The sequence below is a fragment of the Flavobacterium caeni genome, assembly GCF_900101895.1.
GTDB classification, from domain to species: Bacteria; Bacteroidota; Bacteroidia; order Flavobacteriales; family Flavobacteriaceae; genus Flavobacterium; species Flavobacterium caeni.
Genome location: NZ_FMVF01000012.1, coordinates 67,322 through 88,244, shown reverse-complemented (window position 1 = coordinate 88,244; position 20,923 = coordinate 67,322). Strand labels below are relative to the sequence as shown.

22 protein-coding genes are annotated in these 20,923 nt (G+C 49.9%); 17 read left to right on the top strand and 5 right to left on the bottom strand.

Annotated features, from left to right (window positions below):
- Positions 1–8 precede the first annotated feature (8 nt).
- The 5 genes from BLP55_RS12355 to BLP55_RS12335 form a co-directional block, all read right to left on the bottom strand.
- A complete protein-coding gene (locus tag BLP55_RS12355) occupies positions 9–803 on the bottom strand; it encodes a TPM domain-containing protein (RefSeq protein ID WP_091144636.1) in 795 nt (264 codons plus the stop codon).
- Positions 803–1,240 (bottom strand): TPM domain-containing protein, encoded by a 438-nt coding sequence (locus tag BLP55_RS12350; protein WP_091144633.1) that lies wholly within the window; start codon positions 1,238–1,240, stop codon positions 803–805. Before BLP55_RS12350 ends, BLP55_RS12355 begins: the two co-directional genes overlap by 1 nt.
- A gap of 3 nt (positions 1,241–1,243) precedes the next feature.
- On the bottom strand, positions 1,244–1,831 hold the full coding sequence (locus tag BLP55_RS12345; RefSeq protein ID WP_091144629.1) for a LemA family protein: 588 nt from the start codon (positions 1,829–1,831) through the stop codon (positions 1,244–1,246).
- Between the two features lie 184 nt (positions 1,832–2,015).
- Positions 2,016–2,348, bottom strand: coding sequence for a MerR family transcriptional regulator (locus BLP55_RS12340; protein WP_091144627.1), 333 nt, complete (start codon positions 2,346–2,348; stop codon positions 2,016–2,018).
- On the bottom strand, positions 2,349–3,326 hold the full coding sequence (locus BLP55_RS12335) for a peptidoglycan DD-metalloendopeptidase family protein (protein ID WP_091144625.1): 978 nt from the start codon (positions 3,324–3,326) through the stop codon (positions 2,349–2,351).
- A 331-nt stretch (positions 3,327–3,657) separates the two neighbouring features.
- Here BLP55_RS12335 and alaS point away from each other — a divergent pair, with 331 nt between their 5' ends.
- The 17 genes from alaS (at position 3,658) to paaB (ending at position 20,862) form a co-directional block, all read left to right on the top strand.
- The gene (alaS, locus tag BLP55_RS12330; RefSeq protein ID WP_091144623.1) at positions 3,658–6,285 is read left to right on the top strand and encodes an alanine--tRNA ligase; all 2,628 of its coding nucleotides are present in this window, start codon (positions 3,658–3,660) and stop codon (positions 6,283–6,285) included.
- 85 nt (positions 6,286–6,370) lie between these two features.
- Positions 6,371–7,204 carry a hypothetical protein gene (locus BLP55_RS12325; protein ID WP_139149666.1) on the top strand — a complete coding sequence of 278 codons (834 nt, stop codon included), beginning with the start codon at positions 6,371–6,373 and terminating at the stop codon, positions 7,202–7,204.
- Positions 7,205–7,208: 4 nt separating this feature from the next.
- Positions 7,209–7,940: a hypothetical protein gene (locus BLP55_RS12320; RefSeq protein WP_091144618.1), complete on the top strand. Its 732-nt coding sequence runs from the start codon at positions 7,209–7,211 to the stop codon at positions 7,938–7,940.
- A 3-nt stretch (positions 7,941–7,943) separates the two neighbouring features.
- Positions 7,944–8,690, top strand: a complete 747-nt coding sequence (locus BLP55_RS12315; protein ID WP_091144615.1) for a hypothetical protein — start codon at positions 7,944–7,946, stop codon at positions 8,688–8,690.
- 3 nt (positions 8,691–8,693) lie between these two features.
- Positions 8,694–9,638, top strand: coding sequence for a GSCFA domain-containing protein (locus BLP55_RS12310; protein WP_091144611.1), 945 nt, complete (start codon positions 8,694–8,696; stop codon positions 9,636–9,638).
- 119 nt (positions 9,639–9,757) lie between these two features.
- Positions 9,758–10,279, top strand: a complete 522-nt coding sequence (locus BLP55_RS12305; RefSeq protein WP_091144607.1) for a DUF6252 domain-containing protein — start codon at positions 9,758–9,760, stop codon at positions 10,277–10,279.
- A 129-nt stretch (positions 10,280–10,408) separates the two neighbouring features.
- Positions 10,409–10,693, top strand: a complete 285-nt coding sequence (locus tag BLP55_RS12300) for a hypothetical protein (protein ID WP_091144603.1) — start codon at positions 10,409–10,411, stop codon at positions 10,691–10,693.
- Between the two features lie 46 nt (positions 10,694–10,739).
- On the top strand, positions 10,740–12,668 hold the full coding sequence (locus BLP55_RS12295; protein WP_091144599.1) for a tetratricopeptide repeat-containing sensor histidine kinase: 1,929 nt from the start codon (positions 10,740–10,742) through the stop codon (positions 12,666–12,668).
- Between the two features lie 237 nt (positions 12,669–12,905).
- Entirely contained in the window at positions 12,906–13,553 is a 648-nt protein-coding gene (locus BLP55_RS12290; protein ID WP_091144596.1) for a response regulator transcription factor, read from the top strand.
- Between the two features lie 214 nt (positions 13,554–13,767).
- Positions 13,768–14,265: a DUF6252 domain-containing protein gene (locus BLP55_RS12285; RefSeq protein ID WP_139149665.1), complete on the top strand. Its 498-nt coding sequence runs from the start codon at positions 13,768–13,770 to the stop codon at positions 14,263–14,265.
- A gap of 152 nt (positions 14,266–14,417) precedes the next feature.
- Positions 14,418–16,343, top strand: coding sequence for a tetratricopeptide repeat-containing sensor histidine kinase (locus tag BLP55_RS12280; protein WP_091144589.1), 1,926 nt, complete (start codon positions 14,418–14,420; stop codon positions 16,341–16,343).
- Positions 16,340–16,987, top strand: a complete 648-nt coding sequence (locus BLP55_RS12275; RefSeq protein WP_091144586.1) for a response regulator — start codon at positions 16,340–16,342, stop codon at positions 16,985–16,987. Before BLP55_RS12280 ends, BLP55_RS12275 begins: the two co-directional genes overlap by 4 nt.
- A gap of 114 nt (positions 16,988–17,101) precedes the next feature.
- Complete coding sequence (locus BLP55_RS12270; RefSeq protein WP_091144713.1) at positions 17,102–17,719, top strand: DUF4230 domain-containing protein; 618 nt, start codon at positions 17,102–17,104, stop codon at positions 17,717–17,719.
- Complete coding sequence (locus BLP55_RS12265; RefSeq protein WP_091144583.1) at positions 17,719–18,291, top strand: TetR/AcrR family transcriptional regulator; 573 nt, start codon at positions 17,719–17,721, stop codon at positions 18,289–18,291. Before BLP55_RS12270 ends, BLP55_RS12265 begins: the two co-directional genes overlap by 1 nt.
- Positions 18,292–18,355: 64 nt before the next feature.
- Positions 18,356–19,429, top strand: coding sequence for a 1,2-phenylacetyl-CoA epoxidase subunit PaaE (gene paaE, locus BLP55_RS12260; protein ID WP_091144579.1), 1,074 nt, complete (start codon positions 18,356–18,358; stop codon positions 19,427–19,429).
- A gap of 114 nt (positions 19,430–19,543) precedes the next feature.
- A complete protein-coding gene (gene paaA / locus BLP55_RS12255) occupies positions 19,544–20,488 on the top strand; it encodes a 1,2-phenylacetyl-CoA epoxidase subunit PaaA (protein WP_091144576.1) in 945 nt (314 codons plus the stop codon).
- Between the two features lie 92 nt (positions 20,489–20,580).
- Entirely contained in the window at positions 20,581–20,862 is a 282-nt protein-coding gene (gene paaB, locus BLP55_RS12250) for a 1,2-phenylacetyl-CoA epoxidase subunit PaaB (protein WP_091144573.1), read from the top strand.
- Positions 20,863–20,923: the final 61 nt, after the last annotated feature.

Below are 20,923 nucleotides of genomic sequence, written 5' to 3'. Positions count from 1 at the left end.
TCCGCTGCTTACCAACTGCCGCTCGAGCCACCGCCGCTGAATCCGCCGCCGCCAAATCCGCCGCCAAAACCACCGCCACCAAAGCCGCCACCGCCAAAGCTGCCGCCGCCAGACGAGCCGCCAAAGCCGCCGCGTCCGAGGCTGCTCAGGATGATCATGTCGCCCAGATCAAAACCACCGCCGCCACGTCCGGAGTTGTTGCCGCCGCCACGTCGTCGGGTAATGATGGCCAAAATAATGATGAAGATGATGACAAAAACGATGACGGGAATGCCGCCGCCGTGGTCTTGTTTGCGCTGGCCTTTGTATTTTCCGGTGAATACGTCGAACAAAGCATCGGCACCCTTGTCGAGCCCGTTGTAATAACTTCCGGCCTTGAATTCGGGGATGATGATGTTTCGGATGATTTCGCCGCCCTGACCCGCGGTGAGCCGGTCTTCGAGCCCATATCCGGGCATGATGGCAACCTGCCGGTCGTTTTTGGCGACCAGGATGATCACGCCGTTGTCCTCTTTTTCTTGCCCGATACCCCAGGTGTGGCCCCAATTGGTGGCCAGTTGCTTGATGTCTTCGTTTTGGAGCGATTCGATCGTGATGGCCACGATTTGTGTGGTGGTCGAATCGGAATAACGGATGAGTTTTTGTTCGAGTTGCGTTTTTTCGGAGGCGCTGAGCAAGTTCGCGTAATCGTACACCGAGGTTTGCAACGACGGCTTGGGCGGAATCTTGAACTGCGCAAAGGTCAGTTGGGTCAACAACAATAACGATAAAATCGTTATTTTTTGGTAGAAAGAACGCACCATCAGCCTTTCGAGATTTCGTTAGACAATTCGTTGGTATCGCCGTGTTCCCACGGGAAGTATTGGTGCAGTTTTTCGCCGGCCCGCGTGATGCCATCGACAAGGCCTTGTTTGAAGTGGCCTTGTTTGAATTGCGTTTGCATGGCATCGCGTGTGCAATCCCAAAAATCGTCGGGAACTACAGCGTCTATCCCCTTGTCGCCGCAAATCACAAACTGATGATCGTCGACGGCCACATAAATGAGCACGCCGTTTTGGAGCTTGGTGTTGTCCATCTTGAGCCAATGAAAAACTTCCGTCGCACGCTCGAAGGCGGCAACGGAAGTTGATTTTTCTATATGTACGCGGATTTCGCCCGACGTTTGGCTTTCGGCGCGTCGGATGGCTTCGACGATTTCGCGTTCTTCGTCGGCGGTCAAAAAATCCTCGACTTGTGACATGGTTTAGAATTTAACTTCGACCGGTTTGTCGGCACCCGCCACGGCTTCGAAATACGCTTTTTTCTGGAACCCGAGCATGCCCGCCAAGAGCGAATTCGGGAACGTGCCGATGTGGTTGTTGTATGGCTTGACCGCTTCGTTGAAACGCGTACGCGCCGTGAGGATCTGGTTTTCGGTGCTCGCCAATTCGTCCTGCAATTTGAGGAAGCTTTGGTCGGCCTTAAGGTTAGGATACTGCTCTACGCTCACCAACAACCGCGACAAAGACGACGATACGCTGCTTTGCGCCGCGTTGAATGCGGCAAGTTGTTCGGCGGTGATGTTAGAAGGGTCGATGGTCACCTGTGTCGCCTTGGCGCGCGCCTCGATGACCGCGGTAAGCGTCGATTTTTCGTGCTCGGCATAACCCTTGACCGTGTTGACCAAGTTGCCGATCAAGTCGTTCCTGCGCTGGTAAGACGTTTGTACGTTACCCCAAGACTCCTCGATGTTCGAATTGAGTGTCACGGCCGTGTTGTTGATTCCCTTAACCCAGAAATAGCCGATCAATACGATGGCTCCTACGATAATCCAAGGCAAAAATTTTCTCATGATTGTTTGTTTTTATGATTAGTGATGCGGCCGTTCAGCATAAAACGTACCAATTTTTATTTTGCTGTATTTTTAGTCTTAGGCAATAAACTTATTGCTGAATTTTCAAGCGGGTTCTCCGGTTTCTTAATTTTGCTTATTGCTTATTGCTTATTGCTTATTGCTTATTGCTTATTGCTTATTGCTACAAATGATTTTTGATTTCGGTGAGTTGCGCCTTGATGGTCTCGAGCTTGTTGATGATCTCGAACTTGTCGAGCGTCTTCTTTTGGCCCTCCTTCAAATGCGTGCGCGCGCCATCGAGCGTAAAGCCGCGTTCCTTGACCAGGTGGTAGATCAGCTGCAGGTTCTTGACGTCTTCGGGTGTGAACATGCGGTTGCCCTTGGCATTCTTCTTGGGTTTGAGGATGTCGAATTCCTTGTCCCAAAAACGAATCAAAGACGCGTTGACGTTGAACGCCTTGGCGATTTCGCCTATGCTAAAATACCTTTTGTCTGGTGATAAATCGATGTGCATTTAGTCGAGAGATTGGTTTTCCTGATTGGCTAATTTAGAAATTACTACGTATTCTGCCGCAGAAATATTGCCATAATAAAAATTAAGCGGGTTCACGACCTCGCCGTTTTTGTGTACTTCGTAGTGCAGGTGCGGTGCTTCAGACCGTCCGGTGGAGCCCACAAACCCAATAACATCGCCACGTTTGACACTTTGTCCGGCGCGTACCTTGTACTTGCTCAAGTGCCCGTACAGCGTGTGGTAGCCGAATCCGTGGCGAATCACGATGTGGTTGCCATAACCCGATGCGGTGTTGTCGGCGCGTTCGACCACGCCATCGCCCGTGGCATAAATCGGGGTGCCCGTTTTGGCCGAAAAATCCATACCTGCGTGAAATTTGCGCGCCTTGGTAAACGGATCGGTGCGGTAACCAAACCCCGACGCGACGGCGCGTAGGTTTTCATTCCGTACGGGCTGTATGGCCGGGATGGCCGCAAGCAGTTTGTTTTTTTCCTTGGCGAGTTTGGCGATTTCGTCGAGCGATTTGGATTGGATCACGAGTTCCTTCGAAATGACATCGACGCGTTTGGACGTATTGACCACCAGTTCCGAATTGTCGAAACCTTCGAGCTCCTTGTAGCGGTTGACCCCGCCAAACCCGGCTTTGCGTTGCTCTTCGGGGATCGGGGCGGTGTTAAAGTAGGTGCGGTACAGGTTGTTGTCGCGGTCTTCGATTTCGGCCAGGACCTCGTCTATCTGGTCCATCTTTTTGTTCAGGATGGCGTAATTGAGTTTGAAGTTCTCGATCTCACGCGCCTGCAAGCGGTCTTTTGGCGTTTCGAAAAAAGGCGTGTTCAACAACACCAAAAAAGCCAAGACCCCAAACAACGCCGCCGCCGTCAAAAACAACGCCGCATAAGCGAATTTCGTTCGCTTGCGCACCTTGATTTTTTTGTACGCCAGATTTTCGGGATCGTAGTAATATTTTACCTTTTTCATTCGAAGGTATTCATTGTTTTGTCAATGGTCTCATGGAATTCGCATTATTGGCTTTTGTATCAAATTCAAAATCTACAAAATGCTCATTTCACTCGGTTTTGCTATTGTTTTTTTGGTCTCGTGGAATTCGCATCATTTGGCATTTCGGCTCTGAATAAATTTATTCGATGCTCATTTCATTCTGTATAAATTCCTATTTTTGCGCGAGAAAAGCAGGAGGTGAACAAATTTACCAAAAAGTTTTTAAAAAGGTTGAATCGTTGATTTGTTTAATCGTTTAATCGATGGCAACGGTTCAACGATTAAACGGTTCCACGATTAAACCCAAAAAATGAAGTCACAAGACATTAGAAAACAGTTTCTCGATTTTTTCCAATCCAAAGGCCACTTGATCGTGCCGTCGGCGCCGATTGTCTTGAAAGACGACCCGACGCTCATGTTCAACAACTCGGGCATGGCGCAGTTCAAGGAGTTTTTCCTGGGCAACGGTACGCCCAAGTCCAAAAGGATTGCCGATACGCAAAAATGTCTGCGCGTGTCGGGCAAGCACAACGATTTGGAAGAAGTGGGCATCGATACCTACCACCATACGATGTTCGAAATGCTCGGCAACTGGTCTTTTGGCGATTATTTCAAGAAGGAAGCGATCCATTGGGCATGGGAACTGCTCACCGAAGTCTACAAAATCGACAAGGATATTTTGTATGTGACCGTGTTCGAAGGTTCGAAAGAAGAAAACGTCCCGTTCGACCAGGAAGCCTACGACATCTGGAAGACGTTGATTCCGGAAGACCGTATCTTGCTCGGCAACAAAAAAGACAATTTTTGGGAAATGGGCGATCAAGGCCCTTGCGGACCGTGCTCTGAAATACACGTCGACATTCGTTCGGCAGACGAAAAAGCAAAAACGCCGGGCAAGGATTTGGTCAACGCCGACCATCCGCATGTGGTCGAAATCTGGAACAACGTGTTCATGGAGTTTAACCGCAAAGCCGACGGTTCGCTCGAAAAATTGCCTGCGCAACACGTCGATACCGGTATGGGATTCGAGCGTTTGTGCATGGTTTTGCAAGGCGTACAATCGAATTACGACACCGATGTGTTTTCGCCGTTGATCCAAAAAATCGAAGCAGTTACGGGCGCCAGTTATACGATGAAAGCGTCGGGTGAAGCCGAAGAAAAAACCAACATCGCGATTCGCGTCATCGCCGACCACGTGCGCGCCGTGGCCTTTGCCATCGCCGACGGACAATTGCCGTCGAACACGGGCGCGGGCTACGTCATCCGACGCATTTTGCGCCGTGCGATCCGCTACGGATTTACGTTTTTGAATACCAAGGAAGCGTTCATTTACCAATTGGTCGAAACGCTGGCTGCGCAAATGGGCGGCGCGTTTCCGGAAATCGTTACCCAGAAAAACCTTGTCATGAACGTGATCCGCGAAGAGGAACAATCGTTTTTGCGCACGCTCGACCAAGGCCTACAGTTGCTCGACAACGTCATTGCGGAAACCAAGGGCGAAGAAGTCGCGGGCGAAAAGGCGTTCGAACTTTACGATACCTTCGGATTCCCGAAAGATTTGACCGGGCTGATCCTCAAAGAAAAAGGCATGTCGTACAACGAGACCGATTTCGACAAGGCGATGCTCGAGCAAAAAACCCGATCGCGCGCCGCATCCGAAGTGTCGACCGACGACTGGACGGTTTTGGTAGATGGCAACGTCGAGACCTTTGTCGGGTATGACCAACTCGAAAACGAAGTCAAAATCACGCGCTATAGAAAAGTCGATTCAAAAAAAGACGGTATGTTGTACCAGATCGTACTCGACCACACGCCATTTTATCCCGAAGGCGGCGGACAAGTAGGCGACAAGGGCACATTGTCGAATTCGAACGAGAGCATCGACATCATCGATACCAAAAAAGAAAACAACCTGATTTTGCATTTCGCCAAGCGATTGCCCGAAAATGTCAACGGGAATTTTGTCGCCAAAGTCAACGGCGGTTTGCGCGACCACACCGCGAGCAACCACTCGGCGACGCACTTGCTGCACCAGGCCTTGCGCGCGATTTTGGGTACGCATGTCGAGCAAAAAGGCTCGCTCGTGAACCCGAATTATTTGCGTTTCGACTTTTCGCACTTTGCCAAGGTCACCGACGCCGAACTCAAGCAAGTCGAAGATTTTGTCAACGAAAGAATACAAGAGCATTTACCGCTCGTGGAACGCCGCAGCATCCCGTTTGCGCAAGCGATCGAGGAAGGCGCGATGGCACTCTTTGGCGAAAAATACGGCGACAACGTGCGCGCGATCAAATTTGGCGACAGCATGGAATTGTGCGGCGGCATCCACGTGCCGAACACGGCCGACATCTGGCATTTCAAGATTGTCAGCGAAGGCGCAGTGGCTGCGGGAATCCGTCGTATCGAAGCCATCACGAACGATGCGGTCAAGGACTATTTTGCATCGCAGGAAAAAGCATTGGACGAAATCAAATCGGCCTTGAAGAACCCGCAGGATGCCTTGAAAGCCGTGGTTTCTTTACAGGAAGAAAACGCCAAACTCGCCAAGCAGATCGAGGCTTTGCTGAAAGACAAGGTCAAGGCGATGAAGACCGGATTGGTATCGGAACTGCAAGAAATCAACGGCGTGCAATTCCTGGCCAAGCAAATCGATTTGAATCCTGAAGGCGCGAAAGATCTCGCCTACGAAATCGGCGCGACGGGCCAGAATATTTTTCTGTTGTTGGCCACGGCCGATGAAGGCAAACCGATGCTGACGTGCTACATTTCTAAGGAGCTTGTGGCCGAAAAAGGATTGAACGCAGGGCAAGTCGTGCGCGAACTGGGCAAATACATCCAGGGCGGCGGCGGCGGCCAACCGTTTTTTGCGACCGCGGGCGGAAAGAATCCGGACGGGATTGCCCAAGCGCTTGAAAAGGCGGTTGACTTTATCAAATAAATTGAGCCCGGGTAATCTCGGGCTTTTTTGTACGATTGTTTTTTTGTTGGTTTTTTTTGAGTTTATTTGTTGCAAACAAACCGTGATGAAAAGAATACGACTGTTAATAGGCGTGGTTTTTTTGTTCGCATCGTGCGGAGATGATCAAGAAAATGCATTTCCCGTAGAATCGATCAACCAAAACGGGACGAGATTGGTTCGGCTGGTGTCGCACAACGATGATTATCCGAACGCGATCTATACGATGCGGTATTACTATTTGGGCAATATGCTGTACAAGTTTACCGGGAACGATGGTAATTCGTCTAACGACTTGACCCTGATTTATACGTATTCAGGCAATCGGATTGCTAAAATCGAGAGTTTCAATTACAACAACTCGAAAATGCGCGAAACGTTGTTCACATACAATGGCGCCGGCGATTTGATCCATGAAACACGTTATGAGCTAGCCGATACAGAATTCAGTTACACATGGAATTCGAGCAACATCCTAACCAGGCAAGCCTATTTTGTAGACGATGACAACCAAACCCATTACGGCAACAAGCAACGCTTTGCGTTCAACAACAATGAGGTGGTCAACAAATGGAGTGAGGTGGACAACATCGCCCGTGACAGCGTTCACGAAACCATCACCTATGACGCGCACAACAGCCCGATGAAGAATGTGCCAGGATATGACAAAGTGGTTTATTTTCACCCTTGGCGCGAATTTTTTTATTTTGGCAACCAACAGAATGTGTTGACATCGTCGTCGGTAATTTACTACAACGGTAACCAAAGCATACAAAATATGGTTTTTGCCTACACCTACAACAGCTTTGGCTATCCTATGTCGTGCCGATTGCAATTCGTCAGCAATGATACCGGTGAAATAGTCGACACGCCTTACCGAATGGAATACTATTATGAATGACACTATGAAAAAACTGGCTTTTATTTTCGGCGTTTTGATGTTCGTAGCTTGCGGCGACGACGATCAACCCATCGTCGTCCCCGACAACGTCGATGGTACGCTGCTCAAAAAAGCCGTGTACATCAACACCAACGGCAATGTCTCTACCGCCGAATACACGTACGACAACAACAAACTGCTCAAGATCGAGGCCAATTCGGGGTCATCGACGACCTATGTGTACACGGGCAACCTGATCACGCGCATCCACTATAATTTTGGGTCGCTCAACACCGAAACCCATTGGCTTACGTACAACGGTGCGGGCCGTCTCGAATCGCTCAAGAAAAAGGTGCTCGACGACATCACCTACAGCGTGACCTATACCGAAAACGACGACAACACCGTAACGGTCAACGAATACAACGGCGATTTTGCGCTGGGTGCAACCATGGTGGGCGAAAGCAAGGTCTATCTCGCGGCCGACGGATCGGTGAGCAAGCTCGAGCGTTACAACGGCCCGGCGACCACCACCTATCATTTTACCTACGATGCGCAATTGGTACCTACGGCCGACATAATAGGGTACGACAAATTGCGTTTCTACCATGTGGGGACGTCGGCGAATCCGCACAATTTGTTGACGGTGACCGGTTCGGCCGAACTGACGATGACCAATACGTACAACGCGCAAGGCTATCTTTCTACCGCCAAGGAAGGCGACAACGGGCCGAGCGTCAAATATTTTTATTACTAAACCATGAAAAAACTACTTTTCCTGTTGGCCGTTGTGGCCGTTTCCTGCGACAGCGGGGCAGACCTCACGCCTTATGACCCGAACGCTACGCTGACCACGACGTTGCTGTCCAAAATCATCGAGACCGACGATTCGGGCAACGAGGTGACCACCGAGTTCAATTATGAAGGCTACAAGATTGTGAATTTTGTGAGCTCGGACGGCGGCTCTGCTGTGTTCATCTATTCGGGCAACATCATCAGCCAGATCAAATACTTCCAGGGCACGACGCTCGAACAAACCGATTTGTTCAATTACAATGCGCAGGGGCAAATCACCTCGCATACGATGCAAATCCACGAAAGTGACTACGCCACGCGCGAAGATTATGTGCACCATCTGGACGGCAGCATTTCGTATACGGTTTGGTTTGGTACGATCGATTCGCAACCCGATTCCGATTTGTCGGGCAAGTTGTTCTTCGAGAACGGCGAGGTCGTCAAGCAAGAGACCTATTTGAACGGGTCGTTGTCGATGTCGGAAACCTATACCTACGACGCGAACAACAATCCGCTGCGCAACGTCATCGGGCTCAACCAGGCATTTTTGTACCAGCTCGATATTGGCGGCATGGCGCGTAACCTGCGTCAGACGTCGGGTTCGACCAATCCGGTAGACATCACCTACACTTACACGTTGAACGGATTTCCAGAGACAAGCCAATCGACGAGCGCGCTCGAGGGCGGTGTTTTTACACAGTATTTCTACTAGGCGTTGCAGCTGACCACACCCATAGCGATCACGCCAAGCGACAAACCGATAGGATACGGGTCGAACGTGGTGCTGTTGGGTTCGTGCTTTGCGGTGAACATGGCCGATAAATTCGATTATTTCCAGTTCAGGCATACGGTGAACCCGTTCGGGATACTGTTTCATCCGCTGACCATCGAAAGGTTGGTGGAACGGGCGTTGGCGCCGCGCGATTTTGTCGAAGCCGAAGTATTTTTCCACAACGAGCGCTGGCATTTTTTCGATGCACATTCCGAGTTGAGCCATCCCGATAAGGCGCAATTGCTTGCTGCGCTCGATACCGCCGTCGCGCAAACCCGCGATGCGCTGCAAACGGCGACACATATTGTAGTCACGTACGGCACGGCATGGGTGTACCGTCACCTTGAAACGGGGCGTGTGGTGGCCAATTGCCACAAAGTGCCGCAACGCGAATTCACCAAGGAGCTGCTTTCGGTTTCGGGTATTGTCGAGTCGGTCGAGAACACGTTGGCGATGGTGGCGCAAATCAATCCTTCGGCTACGGTTGTCTTTACGGTATCGCCCGTGCGCCATCTCAAGGACGGATTGGTCGAAAACCAGCGCAGCAAGGCGCATTTGATTGCGGCGTTGCACGAGGTGTTGGACGGTTCGCATCACCATTATTTTCCGGCGTTTGAGATCATGATGGACGAGTTGCGCGATTACCGTTTTTATGCCACCGATTGGATCCATCCGAACCAAACCGCCATCGAATACATTTGGGAAAAATTTGCCGGTGCCTGGATCGACCCCGCAGCACAAGCCGTCATGGACCGCGTCGACAGCATCCGAAAACGCACCGCGCACAGGCCGTTCAATCCCGAATCGGAAAGCCATCGCAAGTTTTTGGGTCAACTCCAATCGGACATTGCGCAACTCCAATCGCAATGCCCGCACATGCGGTTTTAGGGAATCGTACGAAACAGCTTCTTTGTGCTGAGATCAAAAATACGTAGTTCTTCGTATTGTAACGCACCATTACTTGGGCCAGATTTGCAGGGTAAAACTTTAACTCAAAATCAAAACCCATGAAAACTTTTGCAAAAACTTCTTTGATTGCTTTTTCGTTGTTCTTGGCTGCGTGTAGCTCAGACGACAACAACAATGCTTACGTGCCGCCTGTAGGTACGCCGAGCAACGATACTTATGTGACCGGAAAAGTCGAAGGCGCCGATTTCAGTTCGATTATTTTTGGCGTGTCGGCTGCGAACTGCCAGAAGATAGGATCGGGCGACGACCAGATCGTGACCATTTTGGGTAGCGACATGGCGGCCAATTCGATCACCATTTCGTTGTATGGTCCGATCACCGCACGCGACTATACGGTCAACGCGGGTACCAATTCGTTCCTGAATTACAGCCCAGGGTCTGGCGGCGTAGCATTTGCGACCACAGCCGATTGTACAGGCGCAAGCGGCACGATTACCGTAACCCATGTAGACGACAGCAAGGTCGAAGGGACGTTCAGTTTTACGGGCGTAGACACCGAAGATTGCGCAGGCGGAAGCAAGACCATCACCCAAGGAACGTTCAGGGGAACGTACCAGTAATAATAGCACACGGTGGCTGGATCTGCGACCGCCGTTTGTTGGTTTAGTTCTGAAAAAATACGGCATCTGTCGTATTTTTTCTTTTGTCGCCTTGGTGCAAATTTGTACACTGACTAACCCCGTTTGAATATGGTTCTCTTCCTGATCGCCGTGATTGTTGCCCTGCTGGGTATCATCGTTTACCTGAATATCGAATTCTATAAAGAGAAAAAGCGTTTTCGTGCCAAGATCGAGGCCATGCAACACGTGATTCGTGAAATCACGAACAAGCAATTGGGGCAACAAGGCAAGCTCAGGCTGTCGGACGAACTCAACCAGTCGCTTCGGTCGAGCCAACATGCGTTGAGCCAGGACATTTTTGGGCTCAACTATGCGCTTTTCGATATGTTGAAAAATAACCGTGGCGAAGAATAACCGACAATCCAATTTTGTTATTTTTATCAGCAAACGACTCGCGTCTATGAAGTTGATTCTCTTGGTTACCGGTTTGTTGTTCGTATGGGGTGTTCACGGACAGTCCAAATTAGACAGCGTCAAAAGAGTCGCGAAAACCGGAAAAGGCTTGGCGCAGTTCCACGCGCTCAATACCTTGTCGGATTACTACTCAGACAATGACCTGCCGTTGTCGATGCAGTATGCGCGCCAGTCTTTGGTCAAGGCACGCAACCTAAAAAACGATTCGTGTGTGGCGTTGGCCTACAATTCGATTGCCAATGTGTTCCAATACCAAACGCGGCTCGATTCGGCGTTGGCGTTTCACCAAAAGGCGCTTGCGTTGCGCATCCAACTGAAGGATTCGGCCGGAATGGCCGACACGCACAACAACATCGGGATCGCCTACGACCAGCAAGCCGATTTCCCAAAGGCATTGCAGCACTATTTTATGGCGTTGGCTTATTTCGACCGCAAACAGCTGGCGGCCAAGCAGGCGATGACCTATACCAATATCGGGATCGTGTACAAGGCGCAAAAGGAATTTACCAAAGCGCTCGATTATTACCGCAAAGCCTATGACGCCTACCAGCGCACGACCGATGCCTTTGGACAAACGGTGTCGGCGGGCAATCTAGGGTCGATTTTGATCAATTTCAAACGGTATGACGAATCACTCCGGTATTCCGAAATGGCACGTCTGGGCTACCAAAAAATAGCGGGCGATCGGTTTACGGGTTATCCCATTGCGAACATGGCGACGGTGTACGACAGCCTCAAGCAATTCGATCGGGCCAACGCGCGGTACCGTGAAGCCATCGCGCTCCACGAAAAGCACCACAACGATTTTGAAGTGGCCGAGACCGCCAATACTTTTGCCCATTCGCTGATCCGACAAAAAAAATACAACGAAAGCATCGCCGTATCCAACCGCGCGCTTCGGTTTGCACGGGCCACCAAAGCCGCCATCAATGTGGTCGCGGCCTACAAAAATCTGGCGCATGCCCATGCGGCGTTGCGACAGTATCCCGAAGCCTATCGGTATTCGGATTTGTACAACGCAGGCAAGGACAGTATTTTTCGGGCCGAAAAAACGCAGGCCATGGCCGAGATGGCCGCCAAGTATGATACCGAAAAAAAGGAACGTTTGATCAACGAACAAAAAGCCGAGGCGCGACGCAAGAATTTTATGTTGCTTGTGGTTTCGCTGCTTGCCGTTTTTGTCGTCTTGATCGTGCTGTTGCTCTTCAGGCAGCAACGGCTCAAGAATGCGCAGTTGCAACAGGAGCACAGGCTCAAGACCGCGATTGCCCAAATCGAGACGCAAAACCAGCTGCAGGAACAAAGGCTTGGCATCTCGCGCGATTTGCACGACAACATCGGGGCGCAGCTTACGTTCATTATTTCGTCGGTCGAGAACATCAAGTATGCGTTTGACATCGGCAATCCAAAACTCGACGACAAACTGCAAAGCATCAGCAGCTTCGCGCAATCGACCATCGTGGAACTGCGCGATACGATTTGGGCCATGAACAGCCAGGACATTGTGTTCGAGGACCTCAAGGCGCGGATCCTGAACTTTATCGAAAAGGCCAGGACGGCTACCGAGGAGGTCGATTTTCAGTTTGTCATCGATCCTGAACTGGTGCCGCAACGGATGAGTTCGGTGGTAGGGATGAATTTGTACCGCACCATACAAGAGGCCGTGAACAATGCACTCAAATATGGCCAGTGTTCGCGCATTGTTATTTTGGCCGAATCCGTCGGCGAGGACATACAGGTTTCGATAGAAGACAACGGCGTAGGATTTGACCCCGAAACCATAGCGCGCGGCAACGGACTGGTCAACATGGAAAAACGGATTGCCGATATTGGCGGCTCGTTCCAGTTGCAGACCCAGGTGGGCAAAGGGACCAAGATTGTCGTAACGTTGGCATGTGACAGAACGCTGACGTAAAACGAAATCGGCTTGGCGAGTAAAATTTACAGATTTTCTGTAATGGACTTGTTTTTAAAAAGTGTATTTTTCCTGTAGGGAAGGGGGCTATGAAGGTATCCCCTACGGAATTAAAAAATACCGTCATTACAGAAAATCTGTACATTTTGTTAAAATTGATTTTTTTGATTGAATACGCGCTGGGTGAATCGGCGCGCCACGGGAAAGTATTTTTTTGACGATACCAATTTGAATGATATGATCAAACTCGCGCTTGCCGACGACAATGTTTTCCTGCTCAAATCGGCGCAGGAAAAATTGTCTTTTTTTGACGATTTTACGATCAAGGTTACCGCGCTTAACGGTGTGGAATTGCTCGACAAGTTGGCCACCAACCACAACATCGATTTGATCCTGATGGACATCGAAATGCCCAAAATGGATGGCATCGAGGCCACGCTGCGCATCAAACAAAAACACCCGCAAATCAAAATCATCATGCTGACCGTGTTCGACAACGACGAAAATATTTTCAAGTCGATCAAGGCCGGGGCCGATGGCTATTTGTTAAAAGAGGTCAGCCCAAAGGATTTGCGGCAGGGGATTTTGGACACACTCAACGGCGGGGCCACCATGACACCGTCTATCGCACTCAAGACCTTGAAGCTGTTCCGCAACCCGATCGATTTTGAAACACCCGAAAACACCGAGGAAATTCGACTCACCGCACGCGAAGTCGAAGTGCTCGAACAGTTGAGCAAGGGCTTGAAGTACGAAGCCATAGCGTCGAATTTGTTCCTGTCGGCAGGCACCATCCGCAAACATGTCGAGAACATTTATACAAAGCTACAGGTCCACAACAAGTTGGAAGCGATTGAAAAGGCGCGGAACAACAAGTTGATTTGAGTCGAAAGACAAAAGACAAAACTCGAAAATCGAAGTGCTGTAAGGCGAGCTATTCATTAAAATGGCGCAGTCTTCCGCGGGCACGCCCATTCAAAATTTAGAATTCAAAATTCAAAATATTAAAAAACAGCCCAAATGGGACAATTGCCCTATTGTATGCCCCATGTGATTGCCCCAACTTTGCTTCAAACAAAAACTCAAATTCAAATCTATTATGAAAACTTTGAAAACCCTTAGCAGAATGATTATGGTTGCGGCGGTACTTGCATTTGTATCGTGCAACAAAGACGACGACAACAACACCTGGGTACCCGCGGGCGGCTCGGGCGAGTACTACATGAAAAGTAAGGTAGACGGCAACGACTACAACAATTCGGCGTTTTTTGCGCCATCGGCGACACTCAACTCGGGTGTATTGATGATCCAGAGCAGCACCGACGTGGGCAACTCGATCCAAATCCAGATCCCTAATTTCGACGGGGTAGGGACGTACAATTCGGGGTCAAACAACCTGGCCAACGGGTACATCAACTACCTGACGTTGTCGCCACTCAGGACTTACACTTCGGTAAGGGGAAGCGGTACGGTAGAAGTGACCGAGGTGACCGAGACTTACATCGCGGGAACTTTTAGTGCCGTGGCACCGGAAAACGACGAAACGCCGTCGGCTACGGTTACCATTACCGAAGGAGAATTTAAAGTAAAACGTTAATTTTTGGTTTAGGTTTACTTTGCGAAAATACGGCTTCGGCCGTATTTTTTGTTTTGTGTCAAATGGCCTGCCGTTGCCGAACATTTAAAGCATGGTGTGCTTTGCGATTTTGCACTTAATTTTTATATTTACCTGATACGAAACCAATTTCAATGCGAAAAAGAATACTGTTGCCCTTGTTGTTGTGTTGGATGGCAAGCCACGCGCAATCCCCCGTACAAAAAATCATAGACAGCCTCAAACTCCAGTTGCATCAAAAACCCGATGCCAAGCAAAAAGCCAAATTGTATGGCGATCTGGCATGGTACTACAACATGATTTCGATGGATTCGGCGTTGGTGTATGGCGTCAAATCGCTCGACGCAGCCAAATCGCTCAAAGACGACAAGATGATTGCCCAGGCGCTCAGCGACTATGGCGCCATCTTATACACCAAAGGCGATTACGACCGCGCGATGGATATCCTGCAGCAGTGTCTGCAAATCAGGACGCGGCTCAAAGACGAAGAAGGAATCGCTTCGGTGCGTTTCAAGATCGGTAACGTATACTTCAGGCAGTTTGCGCTCGAGAAAGCCATGGGGCACTACATGCACGCGTTGCAGTACTACGAGAAAACCAAGAACGCGCAAGTGGTGGGTACGCTCGAAACGAACATCGCGGCCGTGTACCATGCGCTCAAGAATTACCCCAAGGCGCTCGAATATTTGCGCCGCTCCGAGAAATACCTGACCCAGACGAATCAAGAATCCGAACTGGCGAACACCATCGTCGGGATCGGCAACGTCTACTTTTCGTCGCATGATACGGTGCGCGCCTACGAACATTTCAAACGCGGGGCGCAGCTGGCCGAGAAAACGCAAAATCTGCCTGCAATGGGTACGGCCTACAACAACCTGGGGCTCATTTACACCTACCGCAAGCAACCGCAAAAAGCGATCGAATACATCACCAAATCGCTGGCGTTGCGCCAAAAGGTCAACCAGCCCGCCGAAGTAGCGTCGTCGCAACTCACGCTGGCCATCAACCACAATACGCTAGGGCAATTCGCCAAGGCCAAACCGCTTTTGCTCGAAAGCCTCAAGGTGTTCGAACAGGACAGCATCCGCGACAAAATGGGTAATGTATACGTGCAGTTGATTCCGGTTTACGCGAGTCTCGGAAACGTAGACAGCGTGAACTACTACACCAACCGCTACCTCAAGCATGTAGAAACCAACCTCGACGACAGTGTGGTCAAGATCACGGCCGAGCTCGAAGCCAAATACCAAACCGAAAAAAAGGAAAAGCTACTGATCCAAAAAGAAGCCGAAGCCAAGCGCAAAAGCCTTCTGCTCGCGCTGGTATCGTTGTTTGCAGTATTTATAGGCCTGGTTGGCTACTTAATTTACCGTCAGCAAAAACTCAAGAACCGACAACAGGAGCAGGAACACGAGCTCAAACTCGCGATATCGAAAATCGAGACGCAAAGCAAATTACAGGAGCAAAGGCTCAACATTTCGCGCGATTTGCACGACAACATCGGCGCGCAGCTTACGTTCATCATTTCGTCGGTAGACAACATCAAGTACGGGTTTAATGTCGAGAACCCGAACCTTACCTCAAGGCTCGACCGCATCAGCAATTTTGCCAAGAGCACCATCGTCGAATTGCGCGATACGATTTGGGCCATGAACAGCGACGCCATTTCGTTCAAGGACCTCGAACTGCGCATCATGAATTTTGTCGAGAAAGCCAAAACGGCGCGCGAGCACATCAAGTTCGATTTTGCGATTGCCGACGACCTGGCGCAGGTGCCGCTGAGTTCGGTGACCGGGATGAATGTGTACCGTACCATACAGGAAGCCGTCAACAACGCGGTCAAGTATGCGGACGCGGGTAAAATTTCGATTGCCGTTTCACGCGTGGGCGAGCGCATCCAGGTGGTTGTTTCAGACGACGGAAAAGGATTCGACGTCGCGCAGGCCGATACCGGAAACGGGCTCAAGAACATGAAAAAACGCATGGGCGACATAGGGGGCAATTTTGCCATCGCTTCGGCCGAACAAGGCACGACCGTCACGCTAACTTTTACCGCATGAAAAAACTCGTAATCGTAGACGACAATTCGTTTTTGCAAAAAACCATTCTCGAAAAACTCGATTTTTTTGACGACATCAAATGCAAATTCACGGCAAGCGACGGCAAGGACCTGCTCGAAAAGCTCGACGGCAACCACAACATCGACTTGATCCTGATGGACATCGAAATGCCCGAAATGAACGGGATCGACGCCACGCAGGCCGTCAAATCGCGCTATCCGCACATCAAGATTGTGATGCTTACGGTGTTCGACAACGACGAGAACATCTTCAACGCGATCAAAGCCGGTGCCGACGGTTATCTCTTAAAGGACGTCAACCCCAAGGAATTGTACGATGGCATTGTCGAGACGCTCAACGGCGGCGCGGCGATGAACCCGTCGATTGCGTTCAAGACGCTAAAACTGCTGCGCAACCCGATTGATTTTGCGAGCAAGACCGAACAAGAAGAAATCAAGCTCACACCGCGTGAAATAGACGTGTTGGAGCAACTCAGCAAAGGCCTTACGTATACGGTGATCGCCGAGAATTTGTTTTTGTCGCCCAGCACGATCCGGCGGCACATCGAGAACATTTACACGAAGTTGCAGGTGCACAATAAACTTGAGGCGGTGGAGAAGGCGCGGAACAACAACTTGATTTAAATTCCAAGTACCAAATTCCAAATTCCAATCGTTGCCCGGAGCGTTTGGAATTTGGAATTTGGGTTTTGGAATTTGAGATTTGGAATTTCTTTTTGTATTTTTAACAAAAAGTATATGCTCCGCAAACAAATCCTCTACCTCATTTTTGCCGTTATCGCGGCGCTGTTGCTGTTCAAGTTTTGCGAGTTCAAAAAAGAAAGTGACGGCCAGATTGATTACAACACCAATTTGATCCAGCAGCAAATCGTCAACGTTGGGAAATTGGTCGTGACCGAGGGCCATTTCTCGCAGGTGCTCACCTACAAAGACCAGGACAAGTATTTCATGGACATGATTTCGTTCGATAAAAAGGCGCTCATTGTGGTCAATGCCGAAGCGACCGTGTCGTACGATTTGCGTCAGATGAAGTACGACATTGACGAAAAAAACAAAACCGTGACCATTTTGAGCATCCCCGCAGCCGAAATCAAAATTTCGCCCGACATTCAATTCTACGACGTCACGCAAAGCACGCTCAACCATTTTACGGGCGACGATTACAACAAAATCAATAAGTCGGTACGCGCCAATCTCTCGAAAAAGATTGCGGCCTCGTCGCTCAAAACCAACGCACAAAACAGGCTCATCGGCGAATTGTCGAAAATCCTGATCCTGACCAATACCATGGGTTGGACGCTGCGTTACGACGGCAAAACCTACGACGACAAAACCATTGGCAACATCGTTTTGTGATGCAAAAACCTTCTGAAAGAAAACTCGAGATCGTGACCGTATCGGCGCGATTGTTCAAGGAAAAAGGCTACAGCGCCGTGACCATGCGCGACATTGCGCAGGCCATGGACATCAAGGCCGCGAGCCTTTACAACCACATCAAATCCAAACAGGAAATACTTGTTTTGATGATCATTGCGATTGCCGAGGAATACACCGAAACGATCCGCGCGATTGCGGCTTCAGGCGAAACGTCGGTCGAGAAGATCGAAAAGGTCATCCAACTCCACATCGACATCACCGTGCGCAACCCCGATGCGCTCGCGTCGCTCAACAACGACTGGATGCATTTGCCCAAGCCAGAATTGCAGTATTTTTTACAAATGCGCGAGGAATATGAAGACATCTTTCGGGCCATCGTCAAAAAAGGTATTGCAGACGGCGAGATTGCAGCTTACAACGCCGAAGTCATCATTTTTTCGATTTTGTCGACCATCCGTACGCTTTATCTTTGGTACGGCAAGAAGAAGGATTTTAATGCTAACGTATTGAAAACGAACTTAAAGAAAGTTTTGCTCGAGGGCATAATTTAACTTTATCATTAAAAAAATATTACTAAATTTGCATAGTAAACTAACAATTGTTAGTCTGTTTTTTATGGCAAAGTTTCATTCGATTAAGGTCCAGGACATTCACAGGGAAACCAAGGATTGCTCGGTTTTGTCGTTCGACATTCCCGTCGATTTGAAGGACGAATTCAAATATGCGCACGGGCAACACCTGACATTGCGCGCGTTTATCGACGGCCAGGATGTGCGTCGTTCGTATTCGTTGTGCTCGAGCCCCGTCGAAGACCAATGGCGGGTCGCGGTCAAACGCATCAATGGCGGATTGTTCTCTTCGTATGTACACGAAAACGTCAAAAAAGGCGATGTGCTCGACATCATGCCGCCCAACGGGATTTTCAACACGCCCATCGCGCCCGACAAAGCCAAGAATTATATCGTTTTTGCCGCCGGAAGCGGGATCACCCCGATTTTATCGATCATCAAAACGCACTTGGCGCTCGAACCCGACAGCAAATTCCAATTGTTTTATTTGAACCGCAGCGTCAAATCGATTATCTTTAAGGAGGAAATCGAACAACTCAAGAACCGCTATTTCGGCCGACTCGAGATTTTTCATTTCCTGACCAAGGAGCACCGCAGCATCGAATTGCTCAACGGAAGATTCACCGAAGAGAAATTGCAGACGCTCGCCAAAAGCATCATAGACGTGCCGGCGGTCGACGAATGTTTCATCTGCGGACCCGAATCGATGATTTTCCTGATCCGCGACGAACTCGTCAAAGCCGGTTTGTCCAAAGATAAAATCCACTTCGAATTGTTTAACACGGGGCATTCCGAAGCCGATCAACAAAGAACCAAACAGATTTTAGAAAAGAAAGTCGAAGGCACCGAAGTCACCATCATCGACGGGGGCAAGGAGTTCCATTTTGTCATGGATGACGATTTCGACAACATACTCGACGGGGCACTCGCAGCCGGCGCCGATTTGCCGTTTGCGTGCAAAGGCGGCGTGTGCTCGACCTGCAAATGCAAGGTCGTCGAAGGTACCGTAGAAATGAAGATCAATTACGCACTCGACGAAAAAGAAGTCGCGCAAAACCTGGTGCTGAGTTGCCAGGCCGTGCCGACATCGGGGAAAGTGGTCGTCGATTTCGCCGTGTAATTTGAAAATTTGAACCCGAGCCGCAGGCGAACTGAACGACGCGAAGCTCGTTAAATTTGGAAATTTGAAAATGAGGCAGCTGTAAGGCAATTCGTTTTCTTAAATCAACGAAATATGGAAGCAAACATCGCAGAATTGGAAGCGGAATTCGAAAGAAAAATCGCCAATGACGAGAAGATCGAGCCCAAAGACTGGATGCCCGAAAAATACCGCAAGACGCACATCCGCCAAATCTCGCAGCATGCACATTCCGAAATCGTCGGGATGTTGCCCGAAGGGAATTGGATTACGCGCGCGCCTTCGCTCCGACGTAAAGTAGCCTTGTTGGCGAAAGTCCAGGATGAAGCCGGCCACGGATTGTACCTGTATTCGGCGTGTGAGACCTTGGGCATTTCGCGTGAGGAATTGTACGACCAATTGCACTCGGGCGAGGCGAAATATTCGTCGATCTTCAACTATCCGACCGTCACCTGGGCCGATATGGGCGCCATCGGTTGGCTGGTTGACGGCGCGGCCATCATCAACCAAGTGCCGCTTACCGCAACTTCTTACGGACCGTACGCCCGTGCGATGGTCCGTGTCTGCAAAGAAGAAAGTTTCCACCAACGCCAAGGTTTCGAAATCATGCTCACGCTTTGCAACGGCACACCCGAGCAAAAAGCGATGGCGCAAGACGCACTCAACCGCTGGTGGTGGCCGTCGATGATGATGCTTGGCCCAACCGACGCCGAGTCTGTCCACACCGAGCAATCGATGAAATGGAAACTCAAACGCAAAACCAACGATGAATTGCGCCAACAATTCGTCGACCAAACCGTTCCGCAAGCCGACCTGCTTGGGCTCACTATTCCAGATCCCGATTTGAAATGGAACGAAGACCGTAAAAGCTACGACTACGGCGACATGGATTGGGAAGAATTCTGGCAAGTCGTCAAAGGCCACGGTCCGTGCAACAAAGTCCGTATGGACGCACGCCGCAACGCGTGGGACAAAGGCAAGTGGGTGCGCGACGCCGCGATGGCCTACGCCGAGAAACAAGATAAATTAGAAACCGCATAATAGTCATAAAGTCGTAAAGTCATAAGGTCATAAAAGCATCGTGACCGGAATGACCTGCCTTTACGACTTTACGACCTTAAGACTTTACGACTATGAAAAATTGGCCACTCTGGGAAGTATTTGTAAGAAGTAAAAACGGACTCGAACACCGCCACTGCGGAAGTTTGCACGCCTCCGATGCGACGATGGCGCTCGAAAATGCGCGCGATGTTTACACAAGACGAATGGAAGGCGTCAGCATCTGGGTTGTTCCGTCGTCGGCAATCACGGCGTCGAACCCCGACAACAACGGTGAGTTTTTCGAACCCGCGAAGGACAAGGCTTATCGCCATCCGACGTTTTATGAATTGCCCGAAGAACTCAAACACATGTAGTCATAAAGTCGTAAAGTCATAAGGTCATAAAAGCATCGTGACCGTAACAACCTGCCTTTAC

Coding starts and splice junctions, on each gene's coding strand:
- paaB (WP_091144573.1), top strand. CDS start 20,581: ATGAAAAATTGGCCACTCTGGGAAGTATTTGTAAGAAGTAAAAACGGA.
- BLP55_RS12290 (WP_091144596.1), top strand. CDS start 12,906: ATGATCAAACTCGCGCTTGCCGACGACAATGTTTTCCTGCTCAAATCG.
- BLP55_RS12305 (WP_091144607.1), top strand. CDS start 9,758: ATGAAAACTTTTGCAAAAACTTCTTTGATTGCTTTTTCGTTGTTCTTG.
- BLP55_RS12285 (WP_139149665.1), top strand. CDS start 13,768: ATGAAAACTTTGAAAACCCTTAGCAGAATGATTATGGTTGCGGCGGTA.
- BLP55_RS12350 (WP_091144633.1), bottom strand. CDS start 1,240: ATGTCACAAGTCGAGGATTTTTTGACCGCCGACGAAGAACGCGAAATC.
- BLP55_RS12275 (WP_091144586.1), top strand. CDS start 16,340: ATGAAAAAACTCGTAATCGTAGACGACAATTCGTTTTTGCAAAAAACC.
- BLP55_RS12265 (WP_091144583.1), top strand. CDS start 17,719: ATGCAAAAACCTTCTGAAAGAAAACTCGAGATCGTGACCGTATCGGCG.
- BLP55_RS12325 (WP_139149666.1), top strand. CDS start 6,371: ATGAAAAGAATACGACTGTTAATAGGCGTGGTTTTTTTGTTCGCATCG.
- BLP55_RS12340 (WP_091144627.1), bottom strand. CDS start 2,348: ATGCACATCGATTTATCACCAGACAAAAGGTATTTTAGCATAGGCGAA.
- BLP55_RS12315 (WP_091144615.1), top strand. CDS start 7,944: ATGAAAAAACTACTTTTCCTGTTGGCCGTTGTGGCCGTTTCCTGCGAC.
- BLP55_RS12295 (WP_091144599.1), top strand. CDS start 10,740: ATGAAGTTGATTCTCTTGGTTACCGGTTTGTTGTTCGTATGGGGTGTT.
- paaA (WP_091144576.1), top strand. CDS start 19,544: ATGGAAGCAAACATCGCAGAATTGGAAGCGGAATTCGAAAGAAAAATC.
- BLP55_RS12355 (WP_091144636.1), bottom strand. CDS start 803: ATGGTGCGTTCTTTCTACCAAAAAATAACGATTTTATCGTTATTGTTG.
- BLP55_RS12280 (WP_091144589.1), top strand. CDS start 14,418: ATGCGAAAAAGAATACTGTTGCCCTTGTTGTTGTGTTGGATGGCAAGC.
- BLP55_RS12320 (WP_091144618.1), top strand. CDS start 7,209: ATGAAAAAACTGGCTTTTATTTTCGGCGTTTTGATGTTCGTAGCTTGC.
- BLP55_RS12300 (WP_091144603.1), top strand. CDS start 10,409: ATGGTTCTCTTCCTGATCGCCGTGATTGTTGCCCTGCTGGGTATCATC.
- BLP55_RS12335 (WP_091144625.1), bottom strand. CDS start 3,326: ATGAAAAAGGTAAAATATTACTACGATCCCGAAAATCTGGCGTACAAA.
- alaS (WP_091144623.1), top strand. CDS start 3,658: ATGAAGTCACAAGACATTAGAAAACAGTTTCTCGATTTTTTCCAATCC.
- paaE (WP_091144579.1), top strand. CDS start 18,356: ATGGCAAAGTTTCATTCGATTAAGGTCCAGGACATTCACAGGGAAACC.
- BLP55_RS12270 (WP_091144713.1), top strand. CDS start 17,102: ATGCTCCGCAAACAAATCCTCTACCTCATTTTTGCCGTTATCGCGGCG.
- BLP55_RS12345 (WP_091144629.1), bottom strand. CDS start 1,831: ATGAGAAAATTTTTGCCTTGGATTATCGTAGGAGCCATCGTATTGATC.